Source organism: Acidobacteriota bacterium (assembly GCA_038040445.1).
GTDB classification, from domain to species: domain Bacteria; phylum Acidobacteriota; class Blastocatellia; order UBA7656; family UBA7656; genus Onstottus_A; species Onstottus_A frigus.
Genome location: JBBPIG010000003.1, coordinates 142,845 through 160,616 on the forward strand (window position 1 = coordinate 142,845; position 17,772 = coordinate 160,616).

The 17,772-nt window shown below is 57.3% G+C and carries 19 protein-coding genes; 7 read left to right on the forward strand and 12 right to left on the reverse strand.

Translation table 11 applies throughout. From position 1 onward, the window contains the following. The first annotated feature begins 163 nt into the window (after window positions 1-163). Window positions 164-1,318 carry an ATP-binding protein gene (locus AABO57_04390; GenBank protein ID MEK6284958.1) on the forward strand — a complete coding sequence of 385 codons (1,155 nt, stop codon included), beginning with the start codon at window positions 164-166 and terminating at the stop codon, window positions 1,316-1,318. Window positions 1,319-1,360: 42 nt separating this feature from the next. On the opposite strand, the gene AABO57_04395 is transcribed toward AABO57_04390, so the two are convergent. Further along, window positions 1,361-1,492, reverse strand: a complete 132-nt coding sequence (locus AABO57_04395; GenBank protein ID MEK6284959.1) for a hypothetical protein — start codon at window positions 1,490-1,492, stop codon at window positions 1,361-1,363. Window positions 1,493-2,005: 513 nt separating this feature from the next. Here AABO57_04395 and AABO57_04400 point away from each other — a divergent pair. The 6 genes from AABO57_04400 to AABO57_04425 all read left to right on the forward strand — a co-directional run bounded on the left by AABO57_04400 (window position 2,006) and on the right by AABO57_04425 (window position 8,564). Next, window positions 2,006-2,590: a hypothetical protein gene (locus AABO57_04400; protein ID MEK6284960.1), complete on the forward strand. Its 585-nt coding sequence runs from the start codon at window positions 2,006-2,008 to the stop codon at window positions 2,588-2,590. A gap of 18 nt (window positions 2,591-2,608) precedes the next feature. Then, a complete protein-coding gene (locus AABO57_04405) occupies window positions 2,609-2,995 on the forward strand; it encodes a hotdog domain-containing protein (GenBank protein ID MEK6284961.1) in 387 nt (128 codons plus the stop codon). 298 nt (window positions 2,996-3,293) lie between these two features. Next, on the forward strand, window positions 3,294-5,285 hold the full coding sequence (locus AABO57_04410) for a S8 family serine peptidase (protein MEK6284962.1): 1,992 nt from the start codon (window positions 3,294-3,296) through the stop codon (window positions 5,283-5,285). A gap of 351 nt (window positions 5,286-5,636) precedes the next feature. Then, complete coding sequence (pyrR, locus tag AABO57_04415; GenBank protein ID MEK6284963.1) at window positions 5,637-6,182, forward strand: bifunctional pyr operon transcriptional regulator/uracil phosphoribosyltransferase PyrR; 546 nt, start codon at window positions 5,637-5,639, stop codon at window positions 6,180-6,182. A gap of 64 nt (window positions 6,183-6,246) precedes the next feature. Further along, window positions 6,247-7,191 (forward strand): aspartate carbamoyltransferase catalytic subunit, encoded by a 945-nt coding sequence (locus tag AABO57_04420; protein MEK6284964.1) that lies wholly within the window; start codon window positions 6,247-6,249, stop codon window positions 7,189-7,191. A 101-nt stretch (window positions 7,192-7,292) separates the two neighbouring features. Then, window positions 7,293-8,564, forward strand: a complete 1,272-nt coding sequence (locus tag AABO57_04425; protein MEK6284965.1) for a dihydroorotase — start codon at window positions 7,293-7,295, stop codon at window positions 8,562-8,564. Between the two features lie 140 nt (window positions 8,565-8,704). Here AABO57_04425 and AABO57_04430 read toward each other — a convergent pair whose 3' ends face one another. The 11 genes from AABO57_04430 to hemE all read right to left on the reverse strand — a co-directional run bounded on the left by AABO57_04430 (window position 8,705) and on the right by hemE (window position 17,738). Then, window positions 8,705-9,283 carry a hypothetical protein gene (locus AABO57_04430; protein ID MEK6284966.1) on the reverse strand — a complete coding sequence of 193 codons (579 nt, stop codon included), beginning with the start codon at window positions 9,281-9,283 and terminating at the stop codon, window positions 8,705-8,707. Continuing rightward, window positions 9,231-9,524: a BrnT family toxin gene (locus AABO57_04435; GenBank protein MEK6284967.1), complete on the reverse strand. Its 294-nt coding sequence runs from the start codon at window positions 9,522-9,524 to the stop codon at window positions 9,231-9,233. The genes AABO57_04430 and AABO57_04435 overlap by 53 nt, the downstream gene beginning before the upstream one ends. An 86-nt stretch (window positions 9,525-9,610) precedes the next feature. Further along, window positions 9,611-10,600 carry a hypothetical protein gene (locus AABO57_04440; protein MEK6284968.1) on the reverse strand — a complete coding sequence of 330 codons (990 nt, stop codon included), beginning with the start codon at window positions 10,598-10,600 and terminating at the stop codon, window positions 9,611-9,613. Window positions 10,601-10,706: 106 nt separating this feature from the next. Beyond that, a complete protein-coding gene (locus tag AABO57_04445; GenBank protein MEK6284969.1) occupies window positions 10,707-11,546 on the reverse strand; it encodes a PPK2 family polyphosphate kinase in 840 nt (279 codons plus the stop codon). A gap of 198 nt (window positions 11,547-11,744) precedes the next feature. Further along, window positions 11,745-12,152 carry a hypothetical protein gene (locus tag AABO57_04450; GenBank protein MEK6284970.1) on the reverse strand — a complete coding sequence of 136 codons (408 nt, stop codon included), beginning with the start codon at window positions 12,150-12,152 and terminating at the stop codon, window positions 11,745-11,747. Between the two features lie 135 nt (window positions 12,153-12,287). Continuing rightward, window positions 12,288-12,689, reverse strand: coding sequence for a nuclear transport factor 2 family protein (locus AABO57_04455; GenBank protein ID MEK6284971.1), 402 nt, complete (start codon window positions 12,687-12,689; stop codon window positions 12,288-12,290). A 335-nt stretch (window positions 12,690-13,024) separates the two neighbouring features. Beyond that, entirely contained in the window at window positions 13,025-13,390 is a 366-nt protein-coding gene (locus AABO57_04460) for a hypothetical protein (protein ID MEK6284972.1), read from the reverse strand. 52 nt (window positions 13,391-13,442) lie between these two features. Beyond that, window positions 13,443-14,882 carry a protoporphyrinogen oxidase gene (gene hemG / locus AABO57_04465; GenBank protein MEK6284973.1) on the reverse strand — a complete coding sequence of 480 codons (1,440 nt, stop codon included), beginning with the start codon at window positions 14,880-14,882 and terminating at the stop codon, window positions 13,443-13,445. Between the two features lie 5 nt (window positions 14,883-14,887). Next, window positions 14,888-15,976 (reverse strand): ferrochelatase, encoded by a 1,089-nt coding sequence (hemH, locus tag AABO57_04470; protein MEK6284974.1) that lies wholly within the window; start codon window positions 15,974-15,976, stop codon window positions 14,888-14,890. Between the two features lie 470 nt (window positions 15,977-16,446). Then, a complete protein-coding gene (locus tag AABO57_04475; protein MEK6284975.1) occupies window positions 16,447-16,683 on the reverse strand; it encodes a hypothetical protein in 237 nt (78 codons plus the stop codon). Window positions 16,684-16,715: 32 nt separating this feature from the next. After that, complete coding sequence (gene hemE / locus AABO57_04480) at window positions 16,716-17,738, reverse strand: uroporphyrinogen decarboxylase (protein ID MEK6284976.1); 1,023 nt, start codon at window positions 17,736-17,738, stop codon at window positions 16,716-16,718. Between the last annotated feature and the right edge of the window lie 34 nt (window positions 17,739-17,772).

Sequence of the window (17,772 nt, forward strand, 5' to 3'; positions counted from 1 at the left end):
GTCAAACTGATGGCTTTCTGAGTTCGTAGTCCCGCATTTATGCGGAAGTCAGTGGCTTCGAAACTTCCGCCTAAAGGCGGTACTACGAACAACGAGGCGAGGAATTCTCGACCCTGAAATTCCGGCATTGCCTGCCCGATATTCAGGGTGTAATCTGTGGAACATGATAGACCGAAAGAGGGACGTCCAGTTGGTCCGAACCGCGCTGAAGCGCAGCCGCGTCGTCGCTCTGCTGGGCCCTCGCCAGTGCGGCAAAACCACGCTGGCCAGACTGCTGGTGCGGCCGGACTCCCTGAACTACTTCGACCTCGAAGATCCCCAGAGCCTGGCCCGTCTTGATGAGCCGGCTACCGCATTGCGTCCACTCAAAGGGCTGGTCGTCATCGATGAAGTCCAACGCCGGCCTGACCTATTTCCCTTGCTACGAGTTTTGGCCGATCGCCGGCCGCTGCGCGCGCGCTTCCTGATCCTTGGAAGCGCTTCGCCCGATCTGCTCCGGCAATCTTCTGAAACTCTGGCTGGCCGAGTGGAGACCGTTCAGCTCGAGGGCTTCCGGCTTGCCGATCTCGGCGCCGCCAACGAAAGACGACACTGGCTTCGCGGCGGGTTCCCGCTTTCTTTTACAGCGCGCACGGAGGCCGACTCGCTTGCGTGGCGGCGCCAGTTCCTCCAAACATTTCTCGAGCGCGACCTGCCCCAGCTCGGCATTCAGATCCCGGCGATTGCTCTCCGGCGCTTCTGGAACATGGTCGCCCACTACCATGGCCAGATTTGGAACGCCGCCGAACTGGCCCGCGCGCTCGCCGTCAACGAATCGACCGTGCGCCGCTACCTTGATCTGATGACCGGTGTGTTAATGGTGCGGCAACTGCCGCCGTGGTTCGAGAACCTCGGAAAGCGACAGGTAAAGGCGCCCAAGGTCTATGTGCGAGACAGCGGCCTGCTTCACGCACTGCTGGGCGTCGCCAATCAGCGTGACCTCGAACATCACCCCAAGGTGGGCGCTTCGTGGGAGGGCTACGCGGTCGAGGAAGTGCTCAAGGCATTGCGCCCCGACGACGCGTACTACTGGGCCACGCACAGCGGCGCTGAGATTGACCTTTTGCTCTTCAAGGGCGGGCGGCGAATCGGCATCGAATGCAAGCGTGCGGACGCGCCCAGGCTCACGCCCTCCATGCGAATAGCTCTGGAAGACCTCAAGCTGGATCAACTCTTGGTGGTGTATCCGGGCGAGCGCCGCTATCCGCTCGGCAAGCGGGTGGAAGCTATGCCGTTGGCAGAGTTGGTGGGCCCTGCCGCGAAAGCGACAAAGCGTTGAGCTTTCAGAGGAGGTGCGGGTAGCCGGTCACAGCCGTCAGTCTCATTGGGCCTCGATAGCGCAACAAGCGGTGCCGAACGGCAGGGGCCACAGCGAGTTCTTACGCGCCCAATTGGCGATCTCGCTGACCTTGATATTAAAAAAGTTGTCGCCAACCGCAGACTCGATAGCCATGCTCTAGTATTTCTCCGGTGCTGCTTAGATTGAATCAGCGAAGGTCATGATTGGATTCGTGTCGATGAAACCCTTATTGCCCAGACGCAGGTGAGTCAAATTAACAGACTCTTAGCAAATCTGCGCTCTGTGTTGATCCTGCCATGAGCTGTTTGATAGCCTCACCTGGGCCACTGGTGCAACCGAGAGCGCAAGCAGAACAAGGAGCGACTTCGAGGCCTTTAGCATACGAATCCCTCCCGAAAGATGGCTTGAGTTGTTTCTGGTTTTCATGGGTGCTGAGGCCGAGCCTGCGATTCATTCCTCAATATCCTGGACGCTCACGACCCTCAAGAATATAGTCTCCTCGACCACCGAATGCTATCGTCCGCGCACCAGGGGCTACCAGAAAGCGGGCAGTCTTCAAGGCTTGGGTCGGATGCGAGAACGGTGTTTGATGCTGTGCGTCGAACGAAATACCCTGTTGCTGTTTATCGCCGGTGTCGTTGCGAAATAGAGACAACTGGAGGAACTATGATGTTCAAACTGTTACTTAGAAACACTCGCGCACTCGCGGGAACAATCGCCGCGCTGGCGGCGATCTTGTGTCTTGCTAGTTCAGCTCGCGCACAATCTAAGGACGTCGGCCAACCAACTCCACTCACCACAAACTCGATCCGAGGCACGTTGGAAAAAGCCGAAAACAACTACTACATTTTTCAGGCGGGGCCGGGCGAGGTCTCGGCGGCGCTTTTCGTGGAAGCGTGCTCCCCCTGTTACGCACAGGCTAACGTCCAGTTGTTCTCCGGCAATGGCGTGACCCCGCTGTGTCCGCTGGCGCAGGTGACCGCGGTAAACGGCGTGACCGAGCAAAAGGCTTGCACCGCGCGGCTCACAAAGCGCCAACCGGTCATGCTACGAGTCGGCCGCGCCCAGGGTGGACCAAAGAGCACCTTTCAAGTGCGAATCAGCGGAGATGTCGCCTTCGATTCGCCCGGAGCCGGTGCTACAGAGACCAGGGGCACACCGGCGGGTTATCGCACACTGGTCATTAAGATGAAGGATGGCTCGAGCCAGGAAATCGACTTGAGCAATGTCGCGGATATCATCTTTCGGTGAATTTGTGCGGGGTGCCGGATGAAGGATGGAGAGGTGTTTTCCTGGGAGCGGACCTTCAACGAAGAGGATATTCGATTGTTCGGCCGACTCTCGGGTGACGAGGGCGAGCACCACGTTGTGCCCGATCAGCAAGGGCGGTTGATGGTACAGGGTCTGTTGACCGCCACGCTTCCGACAAAGATCGGCGGAGACTTGAACTTCATTGCGCGAGAATTGACGTTTGAGTTCCTTCGACCTGTTTTTGCCGGAGACACGGTTCGCTGCGAGGTGACCGTAGGAGGCCTGGAACAGTCCGATCAATACACTCGCATGTCATTCAACTGGGTCTGCCGAAACCAGCACGGAAAAGAAGTGATGACCGGGCGCGGGTATGGTGTGATCAAATCCCCGTCTAATAAATTCTGATTGGCTCGCGTTGAGCTCCGACGCGCCCGACGTTCTGGGTTCCGAGTTCCGGGTTCCGGGTTTCAATTTCCGGTTTCCGAACTCGGAACTCCGAACGCTGAACCGGCTGAAGTTGGGGTTTTCACAAGAGTCTCTCCCGCTGAGGGAGTCCGTGCTGACTCGATATCCAATTCGAGAAAGATGCGACGGACCGGATCATTGACGCGACTGTTAAGCTGCTGTATAGGGTGTGTGATCCGTTATGGCGGCCGCTTCAGTAGCGTGCACGAAGAATCGATGATTCTCAAAGCACTAGGTTATGAAGATTCGCCTGCTGACAATCCTGCTGTTCGTCGTTACCACCGTCGCGTCGGTGCACTCGAGCATTACGCCATCTCAAACAACGCAGAGCTCGGCGCTAACGAAAGTCGCTCCGTGGGTGCTTGAACAGACCAGCCTGTCCAGGCAAGCGGAGTTCTTCGTAGTGCTCGCCGACCAGGCTGACCTAAGCGGCGCCGCTTCGCTCAACACCAAGAGCGCGAAGGGTGATTACGTCTATCAGACCCTTAGGAAAAAGGCGCGGGAGACTCAGGGACCGATTGTCGAATGGCTTGTCTCGCGCGGGATCGAACATCGCTCGTTCTACATCGTCAACGCGATTCTGGTTACGGGTGACCGTAGCGTCGCTATGGAGCTTGCAGCGCGCCCTGAGGTAGGGCGCATCGAGGGCAACCCGCAAATTCAGAATCTTCCGCAGCCCGGAGTCGAGATCGAATCACAAGTCCACATCACCGCGGCGGAGGGCAATATCACAAATACGGGAGCGCTTGATGTGTGGGCGCTGGGCTTCACCGGACAGAACGCAGTCATCGGCGGCGCCGACACCGGGATTCGCTTTGACCACGCGGCGCTCAAAAGCCACTACCGTGGAACTAAAGGCTCGAAAGCCAAGCACGATTTCAACTGGCACGACAGCATTCATTCCGGCGGCGGCGCTTGCGGACCTAGTTCTATCGTGCCGTGCGACGACAACGGGCACGGCAGTCATACGGTAGGCACCGCGATAGGCGATGATGGAGGGGCGAACCAAATCGGCATGGCGCCGGGAGCGAAATGGATTGGCTGCCGCAATATGGATCAGGGCACTGGCTCGCCTGCCACCTACATGGAATGCTTCGAGTTCTTTCTCGCCCCTTATCCGGTGAACGGCACTTCATCAAACGGCGAGCCTTCGAAGGCGCCGGACGTCACTATCAACTCCTGGGTGTGTCCGCCGTCGGAGGGCTGTTCCGCGTTGACGCTGCAAGCGGCAGTCGAGGCGCAACGGGCTGCCGGCATAGTGACGGTAGTCTCGGCAGGCAATTACTCATCAAACTGCTCGACTATCGTGAACCCACCTTCGCTCTACGAGGCAGCTTACAGTGTGGGAGCTTTCGACCATACTACCGGATTGATCGCGGGGTTCAGCGGGCAAGGGCCGATCACTATAGATGGCAGCAACCGGCTCAAACCCGACATCACCGCGCCCGGCGTTGGGATTCGTTCCAGCACGCGGACGAGCACGACGGCTTACGCTTCCCTGAGCGGCACTTCTATGTCCGGTCCGCACGTCGCCGGGGCGGTGGCGTTGTTGCTGTCGGCGCGGCCCGATTTGCGTGACAATGTGACGGAGTTGCAAGGCTACTTGAACGACACCGCAACGCCTGTTTCGTCCAATGCATGCGGCAGCGCCGGAGTGCCCAACAACACCTGGGGACATGGGAGGCTCAACGTAAAAGCCGCGGTCGATCTCGCGCTGACGACGATGGTGCCGGCTAACAACGCATTTTCCGCCGGCGGCGGAACGGGGACCATCAACGTGAATGCGGTGGGTGCCACTTCCTGGACCGCGGCCAGCAACGATTCGTGGATAGTCATCGACTCGGGATCGAGCGGCACCGGGAGCGGGGCGGTCAGCTACAGCGTCGCGCAGAATTCGGGACCGGACGCGCGCATCGGCGCCGTCATCATCGCGCGAAGAACCTTTGCGGTGTTTCAAGCGGGAACCGTGCCGGGAACATGCAGTTACTCGATTGCTCCGGTGTCGAAGACTATTCCGTCAAGGGGTGGAAACGGTACGGTGGAAGTGGGAGCAAGCGCGGGTTGCGTGTGGGGCGCGGTGAGCAACGACAGTTGGATCACTGTGGTATCTGGCGCCGGCATTGGCGCCGGCGCAGTGACCTATTCGGTGGAGGCAAACATTGGTCCGGTGCGCAGGGGTACTATCACCATCGCCGGGCAGGTGTTCTCGATCAAGCAGAAGCGAGGTTGATCTCGTTAAGGATGCGGGGGAGCTGAAGACTCCGGGAATCCCACCCACGGCAGTGGTTGGATTGTTCAAGCCCAGCCTACAAAGGGGCGCACCCGGATTCCCGTTTTTCCCCTCCTCTCCCCTCGCGGCGAGGGGAGAGAGAGATAACAAAAACAAAGGGGGCGGGCGGCTCTCTATGTAGGCTGGGCTTGAACGATCCACCCACTGCCGTGGGTGGTATTCCGGAGTTTCACAGTCTCTGTCAGAGGTGATGCGCGAAAATCTGACGCGACCCTTCAAAAGCGGGTCACCTTGAGCGTCACTTTCTGCCGTGCTATATTCACCGCGACTCGCAATCTGACGAGACCGCGAATGGACCTCAAGCTTAAGACTCACATAATGGATGCTGCGGGAATAAGTCGCGCTCTGTCGCGGCTCGCCTCGCAAATAGTCGAGCACAATCGCGGGACTAAGGACCTGCTTCTGGTGGGTATTCGACGGCGCGGCGTCCCGCTCGCCGAAAGAATCGCCGACAAGATCGAGCAGCTCGAAGGCCAACGTCCTCCGACTGGACAACTCGACATTACGCTTTATCGCGACGACCTCTCGACCGTTGGGCCTCGCCCGGTCGTGAACAAAACCGACATCCCGGCTGACGTGACCGATAGCACGATCGTGCTTGTGGACGACGTGCTGTACACGGGTCGAACCGTGCGCGCGGCCTTGGACGAGCTTGTCGATTTCGGCCGCCCGCGAAGAGTCGAGCTGGCGGTGCTGATCGATCGTGGCCACCGCGAGCTGCCCATACAGGCCGACTACGTTGGCAAGAACGTGCAAACGGCGGACAACGAGATCGTCAAGGTGATGCTTCAGGACTACGACGAAGACGAGCAGGTTATTGTTGTTGAGAACGAGTAAGCAGTGATGCGTGATGCGTGATTCGTGATCCGTCACGCATCACGCATCACGTATCACGCAAGAGATGGCGTTCACCAGGAAAGACCTTCTAGGCATCAGGGAACTTTCAGTCGAGGAGATCAACACAATCCTCGACACGGGTGAGTCGTTCAAAGAAGTCTCCGCTCGCGCGATCAAAAAAGTCCCGGCCCTTCGGGGCAAAACCATCATCAACCTCTTCTTCGAAGCCTCCACTCGCACCCGCACTTCGTTCGAGATTGCCGCGAAGCGCCTTTCGGCAGACACGGTCAACATCTCCGCTTCGACTTCATCGATCAGCAAGGGCGAATCGCTGATCGATACGGCTCAGAACCTTCAAGCGATGGCGCCCGACGCGATCGTGATACGTCATCCCTCGCCTGGGGTGCCTCATCAGCTTTCGAGAATGGTCAGCGCTTCGATAATCAACGGAGGCGACGGCGCGCACGAGCACCCGACTCAAGCTCTGCTCGACGCCTTCACGATTCGCGAACACAAAGGCCGGATTCAAGGGCTTCAAGTCGCAATCGTCGGCGACATCACCCACAGCCGGGTGGCTCGCTCGAACGTTCACTTGCTGACCAAGCTCGGCGCGCACGTGCGCATCGCGGGTCCGCGTACGTTGATCCCGATCGGCTACGACAGGCTGATCGAAAACTCCGAAGGCTCGCTGACCGTCTGCGATCACGTCGACGAAGCGATTGCCGGAAGCGATGTCGTGATGATGCTGCGCATTCAGCGCGAGCGAATGACTGACGCGTTCTTTCCTTCGCTCAAGGAATATTCGATTCAGTACGGGTTGACGCTTCGACGGTTGGAGCTTGCCGCCGGCGATTGCATCGTGATGCACCCGGGGCCGGTCAATCGCGGAATCGAAATCAGCTCTGAAGTGGTGGACAGTGCGCGGTCGTTGATACTCGATCAAGTGACCAACGGCGTAGCGGTTCGAATGGCGATTCTGTTCCTGCTCATCGGCACGGAGGGAACGTAGCGCAAGCTGCCAGCTTGCGAATTCGTATGGAAGGAGCCAACGATGGTTCAATCTAAACGTGTCGCAAGCTGGCAGCGTGCGCTACTCCACGGGGAGGGTCAGTGAGGCTGTTAATCAAAGGCGGACGGATCATCGATCCTTCGCAGCAACTCGACAGGATCGCCGATTTGCTGATCGAAGACGGCCGGGTCAAGTCCATCGGAGACTCCTTACACGATGATGGCGGCGAGGTCTTCGACGCGAGCGGTTTGATCGTCGCGCCCGGATTCATCGACTTGCACGTTCACCTTCGCGAGCCGGGAGAGGAATACAAAGAGATGATCGCTTCTGGAGCGGCGGCGGCAGTAGCGGGCGGCTTCACCTCGATTTGTGCGATGCCCAACACGAAGCCGGTGAACGACAATGCTTCGGTCACGCGCTTCATCATCGACAAGGCTCGCGAAGCCGCGCTTGCGCGAGTCTACCCGGTCGGCGCCATCACCCGCGAGTCAAAAGGCGAAGAGCTCGCGGAGATGGCCGAGATGAAGGAAGCCGGCGCGGTTGCGGTGTCCGACGACGGCCGTCCGGTGATGGACTCGCAGGTGATGCGCCACGCGATGGAGTACGCGCGCGACCACGGGCTCGTGGTTGTGGATCACTGTCAGGACTTGCACCTTGCGGCCGGAGGCGTGATGAACGAGGGCCGCTACTCGACCCTGTTGGGACTCAAAGGAATGAGCCGCGCTGCTGAAGAGAGCCACGTCGCTCGCGACATGATGCTTGCCGGGCTGACCGGCGCGCGAGTTCATATCGCGCACATTTCTACGGCAGGGTCCGTCGATTTTGTCCGTCGAGCCAAACTAGAGGGCCTGGCGGTGACCTGCGAGGTCACCCCTCATCATCTGGCCCTCACCGACGCGGCGGTCGTAGGCTTCGACACGAACACCAAGATGAGCCCTCCGCTTCGCTCGGAAGAAGACCGCGCCGCGCTGATTGAAGCCGTGCGCGACGGGACGATTGACGCGATTGCGACAGACCACGCGCCTCATCACCTGGATGAAAAGATGTTGGAATACGACCGCGCGCCTTCAGGGGTCGTCGGACTCGAGACTGCGTTAGGCGTCGCGCTTACGGTTCTCTATCATTCAGGCGCAATCCCTCTCCCGCGCATAATCGAGATGCTGACTATCGGCCCAGCGCGAGCGTTCTCGCTTCCGGGCGGCTCGCTTGCTGTGGGTTCGCTTGCAGACATAACCGTCTTCGACCCCGACTGCGAATGGACGGTGGACCCGCGGCGATTCAAGTCAAAGAGCCGCAACACACCGTTCGTTGGATGGAAGCTTAGCGGGCATGTTTCTGCGGCGTTTATCGCCGGCCGAAGAGTGTTCGGTTGACACGCCGATCCCTCGGGGTCGGTTCCTGACAGCTACTCGATACTCGATACACTTGAGCTTCGGGGTCCCTGCGATTGACGCTGGCAGACAGCATTTTTGAATCGAACAGAAAGGGCGTCTTGTTAGACACGATCAGGAGTCTAGTGTCTTTTCAGGTCGTCGAACAATTCATCAATCGAATGGTATTCTCTCTGTTGCTGTTTTTCACGAGCGAAGAAAGAGTCTTTGGCTATTATGAACTCTCGTTCTTGAGACCAGATCTTTATTACTGTCTCCCGGTTGATCTTAGATTTGGGCTGGCTTCGGAGTTTGAGAACGCCTGCTTTCAAGAGGTCCCAAAGCGCATTCGAGGCGATGTTTACGGCGACGGGGTTCGAGGCAATCGCGAGAGAAATAGTTACTACAAGCGGCAGGACGCCTTCTGAAAACCGATATTCACCATTGTGCAGGGAAACTTCAAAGCCTTGACCGAACGACTCTGCAATGGCTGATCGCTCAATGTCGGATGCTTCAGCGGAAGCATAAATATCTAACCCTGGCCTTTCGGCATTCACATGCAATGTGACCGGCACCTGCGGTCGCGGCATTCGCAGGCTTGCTTTCGCAAAGAACGTGTCGTCCAACGGCGGAATATCGGAAGTGTCTATCTCCTCATCCGTCAGCTTTTCAATTCGTTCCCAGTCCGTCTCTGATGGCTTGTTCATATTTGATGCGTTCATGCTTCATCGCCTTTCGCAACGAAATCACCCTTATCGTTTCTGCATCGAGTTCAGCAAACACGATTACGACAATCTGTCCCTTAAGCGACCCGATTCCAATCCAACGGTCCTCGCCATAATCCTCTCGTTCATCAAGACCGGCAAGCAACGGCGCTTCGAAGATCTCCCACGCATCAGCGAAATCGAAGCCATGCTTACGGATGTTGGATTTGTTCTTTTCATCGTCCCACTCGAAGCGCACACCTTAGTCTAGTCGCACGGTTCTTGACAAACAAGCAGGTAAGGGTGGAAGCCGGGCGTGCTACTTACGCTCATAACATCCCGTCATCACTCGCGGTTGCTTCGAGCAGTCTCAATAAGCGGACACGGGAGCCCTTCGCTCGTCGCGAGCAAAGCCAGCCCGTCCGCACGGTAACAAATTGCTTCGCCCTGTTGGCGAGCTCCTACATTGACCGGCATCAGCGGCTGTTTCCAAATCTCATCGAAAGCAAGGCCTCGCGTGGCCGGTAGAACAAGTTCGAAACCGCCAAGATAATCGCAGAGAATAACCCTCTTACCATCAGGAGAAATATCTCCGCCGGTAATGAGTCCTATCAGCGAATTCGGGAATTGCACCTCTCCAATCCGGACCAGCGTGGACGGCCCTGAATTTGGAAACGGCGCCTTCAGCTTATACACGCCTGCGGCCGCGCCTCTTAGTTTGGTGATGATGTAAAGGTCGCCTGTTGACGGATGGACCAACAACGTTTCCGCATTGTGCTTGCCATCAGGATACCTTAGCCGGATCACATCCGCCGCGTCTGTGTTGCGCGGGCTCTTAGTCGTCGAAGACGAGTCGCTGGGCGCAATCGAAGGCTCGGCGACGCGGTAAACCAGGATCTCATCCCTGTCTTTAGAATTGTCTCCGATGTCACCGGCGTAGATGTAGGACTGGCCTTGAATCGGGCCCGGACCCATGGCCATGTCTTCCCAGTCGACCGCAGACGCGCCGGCAACTCGCCAGACTCCGCGATTTTTTCCCTGTTGATCAAAGGCATATAGAAACGGTCCATCTCCGCTATCATTGTGAGTCCAGCAAACGCCCGTGTTGAGTTTGGAAGAGCCGATCCCACTACTCTCGAGGACAGATCTGTTTTCGAGGTTGGCAAGGTGAACCGGCGAATCGTAAACACTACTGACCACTTTATTTTGATCATCTTCCCTAAACCCAAATATTTCAGATGGCCTGAAGTGCGTAAGCGATAACCAAAGCAACAAGCCGAGAAGAAGCAAAATGATGACTGTCGCGGTTCGCCTTACCTTCAATGTGCCGGTCATAGTTATTCTCCGCCCTCTTGTCGCGGCTAGCGCTTCGTCTGTTGGAAGCTCTCTTCACTCACCTTCGTTTGCTGTAAAAGTGCGCTGGTGGGTGTCCATTAGATGGCTACGCGGAGTTGTTGCGGCTCCGCCGATACTCTTCAATCTCCTTCCTCTTTTCTCGTCCTACTTCTTCGAGCTTTTCCAGCCACGATTCCCTGAAAGGCATCAGCGCGTCCCGCAAAGTTTGCGCAACCGCAAGGTTGCGGAACCATTTTTTGTCCGCAGGCACAATAAACCAGGGCGCATCTTTGGTGCTGCAGCGGTTGAGCGCTTCTTCATAGGCAGCAGTGTAATCGTCCCAGTACTCTCGCTCCTTCCAATCGCCGACCGAGAGCTTCCAGGATTTGATCGGGTTTTTCTCCCGTTCGAGCAGTCGCTGCTCTTGCTCATCTTTGCTGATGTGGAGGTAGAACTTGAGGACGAGGGTAGACGAATCCGCCAGCAATCGCTCGAAAGCGTTGATGTGCTCGTAGCGTTGTCGCCACACCTTCTCTGGCGCGAGTTCATGAACGCGCACAACCAGCACATCCTCATAGTGAGAGCGGTTGAAGATTTTGATGTATCCTGCAGCCGGCGTCTGCGCGTGTACCCGCCATAGGAAATCGTGGGCGAGTTCCTCTTCGGTCGGAACTTTGAAAGCGGCTACCGCGCAGCTCTGCGAGTCCAACGGACCGGCCACGTGGCGGATCGTACCGTCTTTGCCGCTGGTATCGCGCCCTTGCAGGATCACCAGCACGCTTTGCAGCCGCGCCGCGTAAAGAAGTTCCTGTAGTTCGATCAACTCTTCGATGAGATGAGCGGTCTTCTCCTCACCCTCCGCGCGCTTTACCCCCGCGTCATCTCCCGGATCAACATCCTCCAGCTTAAATCGGCGCCCGCCCTCTAAACGAAATGCATACTCCATAGTGTTCTCCTACCTGATGAAAAGCATATAGCAACGAAGGGCCAACTAGATACTGCAAATCTCTGCTCGTTTATGATTCAGGCCAGGCACTTTCAGGCCAGGCACTGGCGCCCTGCTCATTGAGCTGCGGGCGCAGCGGCGGGTTTATCGGCGGGTTACGCAGCTACTTTGAGGGTTGCGGGTCCGCTTGCAGAAATATCAAGCGCGAGGTCGTGATATGTGCGAGCCCAAACAGAACGCGCCATAGAGTGCTGATGCCAGCTCGAGCAAAGCGATTACCGCGGCGCTTGTGATGAAGCGGGCGTGAGACTCCGGGCTGCCAACAGGGAGATGCCCAATGTTGTCGGGCGATACCAGCACGTAGTGGTGATACGCACCGAAGAGAAGGGAACCAAGCATGGACAGAAAGAACACCCACAAGCCTGCTGAGAGGTAGCGCGTCCATACGAGAAAGGCGGCCACGATTGGCGCGATGAGGATCACGACATAAACGAAGATATTCTTCTCGGGCGAAAGTGTGACGGCGAGCTGGGTGTGAGCGCCCCCGTGCCAAAGCGACGCGGCCAGATGGATCACGACAAGCCCGGTTATCACGATTTTGGTCATCAATTGTCCTAGTGTTTGTGTGTGGCTCTCTCTAATCAGCGGGCGCGCGAGCAGGAACCGAAGGGACGATTGTGAAATGCGCTTCACGCGGCCGGTTTAAGCCTTTCCCGACGGCCTGCTGCAACCTGTTCGTGCCTAGCTGCCAACGACTCGCAAGAACTGCGCTGTATCTGTGTACTGTTGAAACCTAACTACCTTGCCGTCGCGAACCGTGAATAGGTGTGCGAACTGTGCCCGCACAGGCTTCTGATTCTTCTTGTAGGTGCCACTGTAATAGCCATGGCCGATAACTGTCTTTCCTGCGTCGAGGATCTCGTTCGGAGATACCGTGAAGTCATCCCATTCGGCTCCTATCCTCATGAACACACCTTCAAGCACGGCACTCTGGCCAATATAGGGATTGCCGTCGGCGTAGATGAAGTTCTCCGCCTCAAGCCACTCAATGTTTGGATCCAGCGCCGCTATGACTGTGTTAATGTCTCCGCTCCCGAAACCTTCGTACAAACCGCGTACGATACTTACATTTTGCTCTGACATAGGCGATCTCCCGTTGGAATGATGGATTCAAGTCCTCGCTTCGATGCGACGTGTGACTGTACTTGAAAGAGTATGTGGCAGGCAATCTTATTTGGCCGGAGCATATCCTTGGCGTCTAACGGCCTGCCAGCGGGCCGGGCAAACCTGTCCCGTTGACTGACTTCAAGTCTGATTTGATCTTTTCCTGGAACTGGTCACCCGATGGCAAACAACTTGCCGTCGCGCGCGGCAGCATCACCAGCGACGTCGTGTTGATTAGCGACTTCAGATAATCAGCGCTCGGCGCAGCCACCAAAATAGTGGTGCTAAGGAGAGACGGCCGTCCAGGCTCATCATCATCTTTCCAGTCTTACATAAGCGACACAAAAGAGCGCACCGAAGATCAAGTCGATAGTGCCAAACGTAAGCGTCAAAGACGAAGTTCGCTGTTGAATGAAAAGCAACAGCACCGCGATCCCAAACGTGAACTTCTCCAGTATTGACGGAATCATAATCGCGCGAAATCGCACCGGATCTCGGGACACCACCAGAAACGCAATCTGCCACGAAATTGCAACTCCAAGGAACCCGTAGTAGAACTCCGGGTGCGTTATCGCGGGTGGAAAATCTCGTCCGGTCTTCGCCTCAGTGAAGTATTGCGGGACGAGAAGGACCAAACCATAGATGCCTGCAACCACGTACAGCAGTCTTGCGAACTTCATATGTCATCCTCCTGCCGGCAAGCCTCCGGAATCTCATAAGATTAAGCACGAGTCAGCCTCGCGGCGCCGAAGAAAGCGACTCGCCGAGATCTCTCGCCACGTGGTCCGCTTCCTTGATGCAATCGCCGGTCGAAACCCCGTGCAAGTAGTTGCCGATGAGCCGCAGCCCGGGCAGCTCGCCAAGCAGGGTTTCGATTTGCTGCACGCGCGCGAAGTGTCCAAGGTTATATTGTGGTATTGAGCGCTCGTATCGAGTGAGCGCGACGACGCGCGGGTCGCCGGAGATGCCAAGTACTTTCCGAAGCTCGCCGTGCGCGGTTGAAACCAGCTCGGCATCCCCGAGCTGCGCGATCTCAGGGTTGCGCGCGCCGCCGATAAAAACAGTTACCAGAGCCTTGCCTGCGGGAGCGCGGCCTTCGAAAAGACTCGAGTTCCAAACACAACCCAGGATGTTCATTCGCTCGCCTGGCGGAACTAGAAAGCCAAAGCCGTCGAGCGGCGTGGAGATCGTTGACGCGTCGTAAGCGAGGCTGACGATCGCAAGCGGCGGGTAAGTTACTTCTTCGAGCAGGCCGCTCAACTGATCTGAGATGGCACGAACCAGTTTCGCCGCGGCGTTGGCCGGCGCCGCGATGACGATCCGCTCGCACGTGAGCTGGTGCCGGTCACCTGCCCGCTCGAACTCAACGGTGAACCCGGACGATTGCGACTGAGCTTCATTCCGCGAGCCGCAACGTGAAATCCGCAATTCCTCACATTCGGTCAGCAAGTCTTCACCGAGCTTTGACGCGAGCGTCTTCGGGAGGACCGCCATTCCATTTCGAAACGAGCATAGCCGCTTGCGTGCCGGGGCGGCTTTTTCGAGCACCGCGCTGGCGGCCTTCTTCGCACGTCGCGCTTCTCGTGCGTTGGCGAACATGCCACGAAACAGGCCGCCGTAACTGGATTCAAGGTTTGCCAGTCGCGGGAAAGCTGCTTGAACGCTGAGCTGTTCAGCATCGCCGGCGTAGATGCCCGAGACGAACGGGGCAACCAGACGGTCGGCCGCCTCATTGCCGATTCGCCGCCGCGCAAACGACGCGACGCTCTCTTCTGAGTCGGAACGACGGGCGGGCACGAGAGGCTCTTTGAATATTCGCAGCTTGCCACGCAGGCTCAGCAGACCGCTCTTGATGAATGCGCCGGGACCCGACGGCACGGAGTGCAGCCGGCCATCGAAGAGAACATAAGCCGGCGCCTTCGGATCGCCTTCAACCAACTCACAGCTGATTCCCAACTCTTCCACCAGAGTCAGCAATTCCTCGGTGCCTTGCGAGCTGTTGGGACCACGCTCGACTAGAAAGCCCTCGATACTCTCGCTTTGAATGACGCCGCCGACGCGATCGGATTTCTCAATCAACGAGACGTCGACACCAAGCGTCTTAAGCCGATAGGCGCAGAGCAACCCTGATATGCCGGCTCCGATTACGACTACTGCGCGACGGTTTTGCATGAGGCCTACGCCTTCGCTCGATCGCAAGCGCAGGACGCTGCCGCCGCGTTGGCCGCAACCGAAGAGTGAATGCAGTTCGAGCGCGATGTGCCTTCAGTGCGAGAGGGGAGCGCGCGTTCGACGAGTGTGGCCAAAGCTTCAATAAAGTCCGCCCTGCAATTCATCGTGGGCACGCGCCGGTATTGAGCGATGCCGGCCTGGGCGGCGAGGTCGCGATAGAGGATGTCCATCTCATAAAGTGTTTCGCTGTGTTCGGACACGAAACTAACCGGCACAAGCATTAGCTGCGACACGGCGTCGCGGGCAAGTTTTGGAATCGTTTCATTGGTCGCGGGCGTGAGCCATTCGACCGGGCCGACTTTGCTCTGAAATGAGAGCGTGTGTGGACGATGCACTCCGAGCTTTTCCATCACAAGCTCAACCGTCCTTTTGGTCTGATCCAGGTAGGGGTCTCCATCGTCGATGTAGCTTACCGGCACGCTGTGCGCGCTGAAGAGTATGTGCGTTTGCGATGGGTCTTGATCGGGGAAGCGGGCCAGTTCTTCGCGCGCGGCGGCAGCCATGGCTTCGATGTAATTCGCATCGGCCTCCCAGCTACAGACCACGGAGGTTCTCGGCAAGCGATGGCCTGTCTCTTCGGCGATTGCGTGCATGCGATTCAGGCTCGAGCCAGTCGTCGAAACCGAGAATTGCGGATAGAGCGGCAGGACTACGAGATGATCGACTTGATCGCGCCGGATTTGATCGAGCGCTTCTTCGATGAACGGATTCCAGTATCGCATGCCGACGTAGGCTCGAGCGTTGATGTTGCGGCTTGCCAGGGCACGCTCGAGCGCGCGGGCCTGCTCTTCGGTGATGCGGCGAAGCGGCGAGCCTCCGCCGATCTGCTCGTAATAGCCTCGCGATTTCTTGTGACGCTGCGTCGAGATCAGCCAGGCGAGCGGCTTTTGCAGCGCGCGCCACGGAAGACGAATGATGTCTGGGTCAGAGAAGATGTTGAATAGAAATGGCCGCACATCGTCGAGCGTCTCCGGCCCGCCGAGGTTGAAGAGCAGGACTCCGATACGCGAGTTGGTTGATCTAGGACCAGTCATGATTGGGAGAGCGTCTAGTTGGTTGTCTGGTTCCGAGGAGAACTAGCTACTCGCTTCGGAGATGACCTTCAGTCCAGTGACGTTGTCGAAATCCAACCGATTGTGTGTGATTAGCGGAACATTGTGCAAGAGAGCGGTCGCTGCAATCCAGCCATCTCCAGGCTGGATCTGGCGCCCTCTGCGTCTACCCTCCTCAGTTATCCTGGCCCATTGAATACATAGGTCATCGTCAGAGTGGAACACTAAGACGGGGCTCAAATAGTCCTCAAGTTTTTGCCGCTTTGAAGAGCCCCATTTGCTTCTTATCGCCCACCGTTGCAATTCCCCAAAAGTGACAAATGAGATGATCAAACTCTTGCCCGCTAGGTGAGGTTCGTAGAGGGTGGCACGCGTGTCATTCTTGAACACATAAGACATTACGTCAGTATCGACGACAACGACGTCAAAAAGGATGTCAAGAACGCTATCGTTCAAGGCAACCTCCGTGTTCCATCGCGACGCCACTCGCGAACCGCCGCAATGAACTCATCTACGCTTTCGTCTTCCGGCCAGAGATCACCCATCGCATGAAGTTGTTCGAGAGTGATGGGTGTTGTCCCTCTCTGTTGAATCAGCCTTTGCAGCCTGGCTCGGGCTCTGGATTGTTCAGGCGTCCGTCCTTCTTCGACATCGCTGACTTCGTCGGCTGTGGTGTTACCTTTCGTCATGTACTCTCCTTTGCTAACTGCGTCGCGCAGCATCACTCTGGGCTCTTTGCTGCATCGACAAATGCTCGCGCATTTTCTACCGGCGTCATCGGAAGAATACCATGACCCAAATTCAAAATGTGACGGTGGCCGCCGCCCGCCCGAATAAGCTCGCGAGCCTTCTCAGTTATGATCTCGGGTGTTGAGAGCAGCACGCACGGGTCGAGATTCCCTTGAAGAGCGAACTTCGGACCAACTCGAGCGCGCGCGTCTTCCAGATTCACGCGCCAGTCCACGCTGATTACGTCGGCGCCGCACGTGGCCATCTGCTCAAGAAAAGTTCCGCTGCCGTTGATGTACATAATCACCGGCACATCCTTGCGGTTCAGCGACTCGAATATCTTCTTCTCGTATGGGAGCGCAAATGCCGCGTAGTCCCTCGGCGAAAGTTCTCCGGCCCACGAGTCGAACAATTGAATAACTTGCGCGCCGGCTTCGATCTGCGCGTTGAGATACAGGATGATCGTGTCCGCTATCTTGTCGAGCAAGGCATGAAGCGTCACCGGGTCGGCGAACATCATGCGTTTCACCTGGGCGTAGTTTTTCGAGCCGCCGCCTTCGATCATGTAAGCAGCGAGCGTCCACGGCGCGCCGGCAAAACCGATAAGCGGAACCGCGCCGTCCAGTTCCCGGCGAAGCGTATGGATGATCTCCATAACGAAGCCGGTCTTCTCAATTGGGTCTGGAACAACCAGCCGATCGATCTGTTGTCGCGAGCGAATTGGATCTGGAAGCTCGGGCCCCTTCTGCTCAGTGAGTCTGACTTCCTGGCCCATCGCTTCGACCGGGATCAGGATATCGCTGAACATGATCACCGCGTCGACGCCGAGTATGCGATACGGCTGTAGTGAAACTTCGACCGCCAGTTCCGGAGTCTTGCACAGCGTCAGGAAGTCGGTGTTGGCCCGCACGGCTCGATACTCAGGAAGGTAGCGCCCTGCTTGGCGCATCATCCACACCGGAGTTCTTTCGATTGGTTCGCCACGCGCTGCTCGGATCAATAGATCATTTTTCATTCGAATGTCTTTCGTACTCTCGGAGCGAATTCTA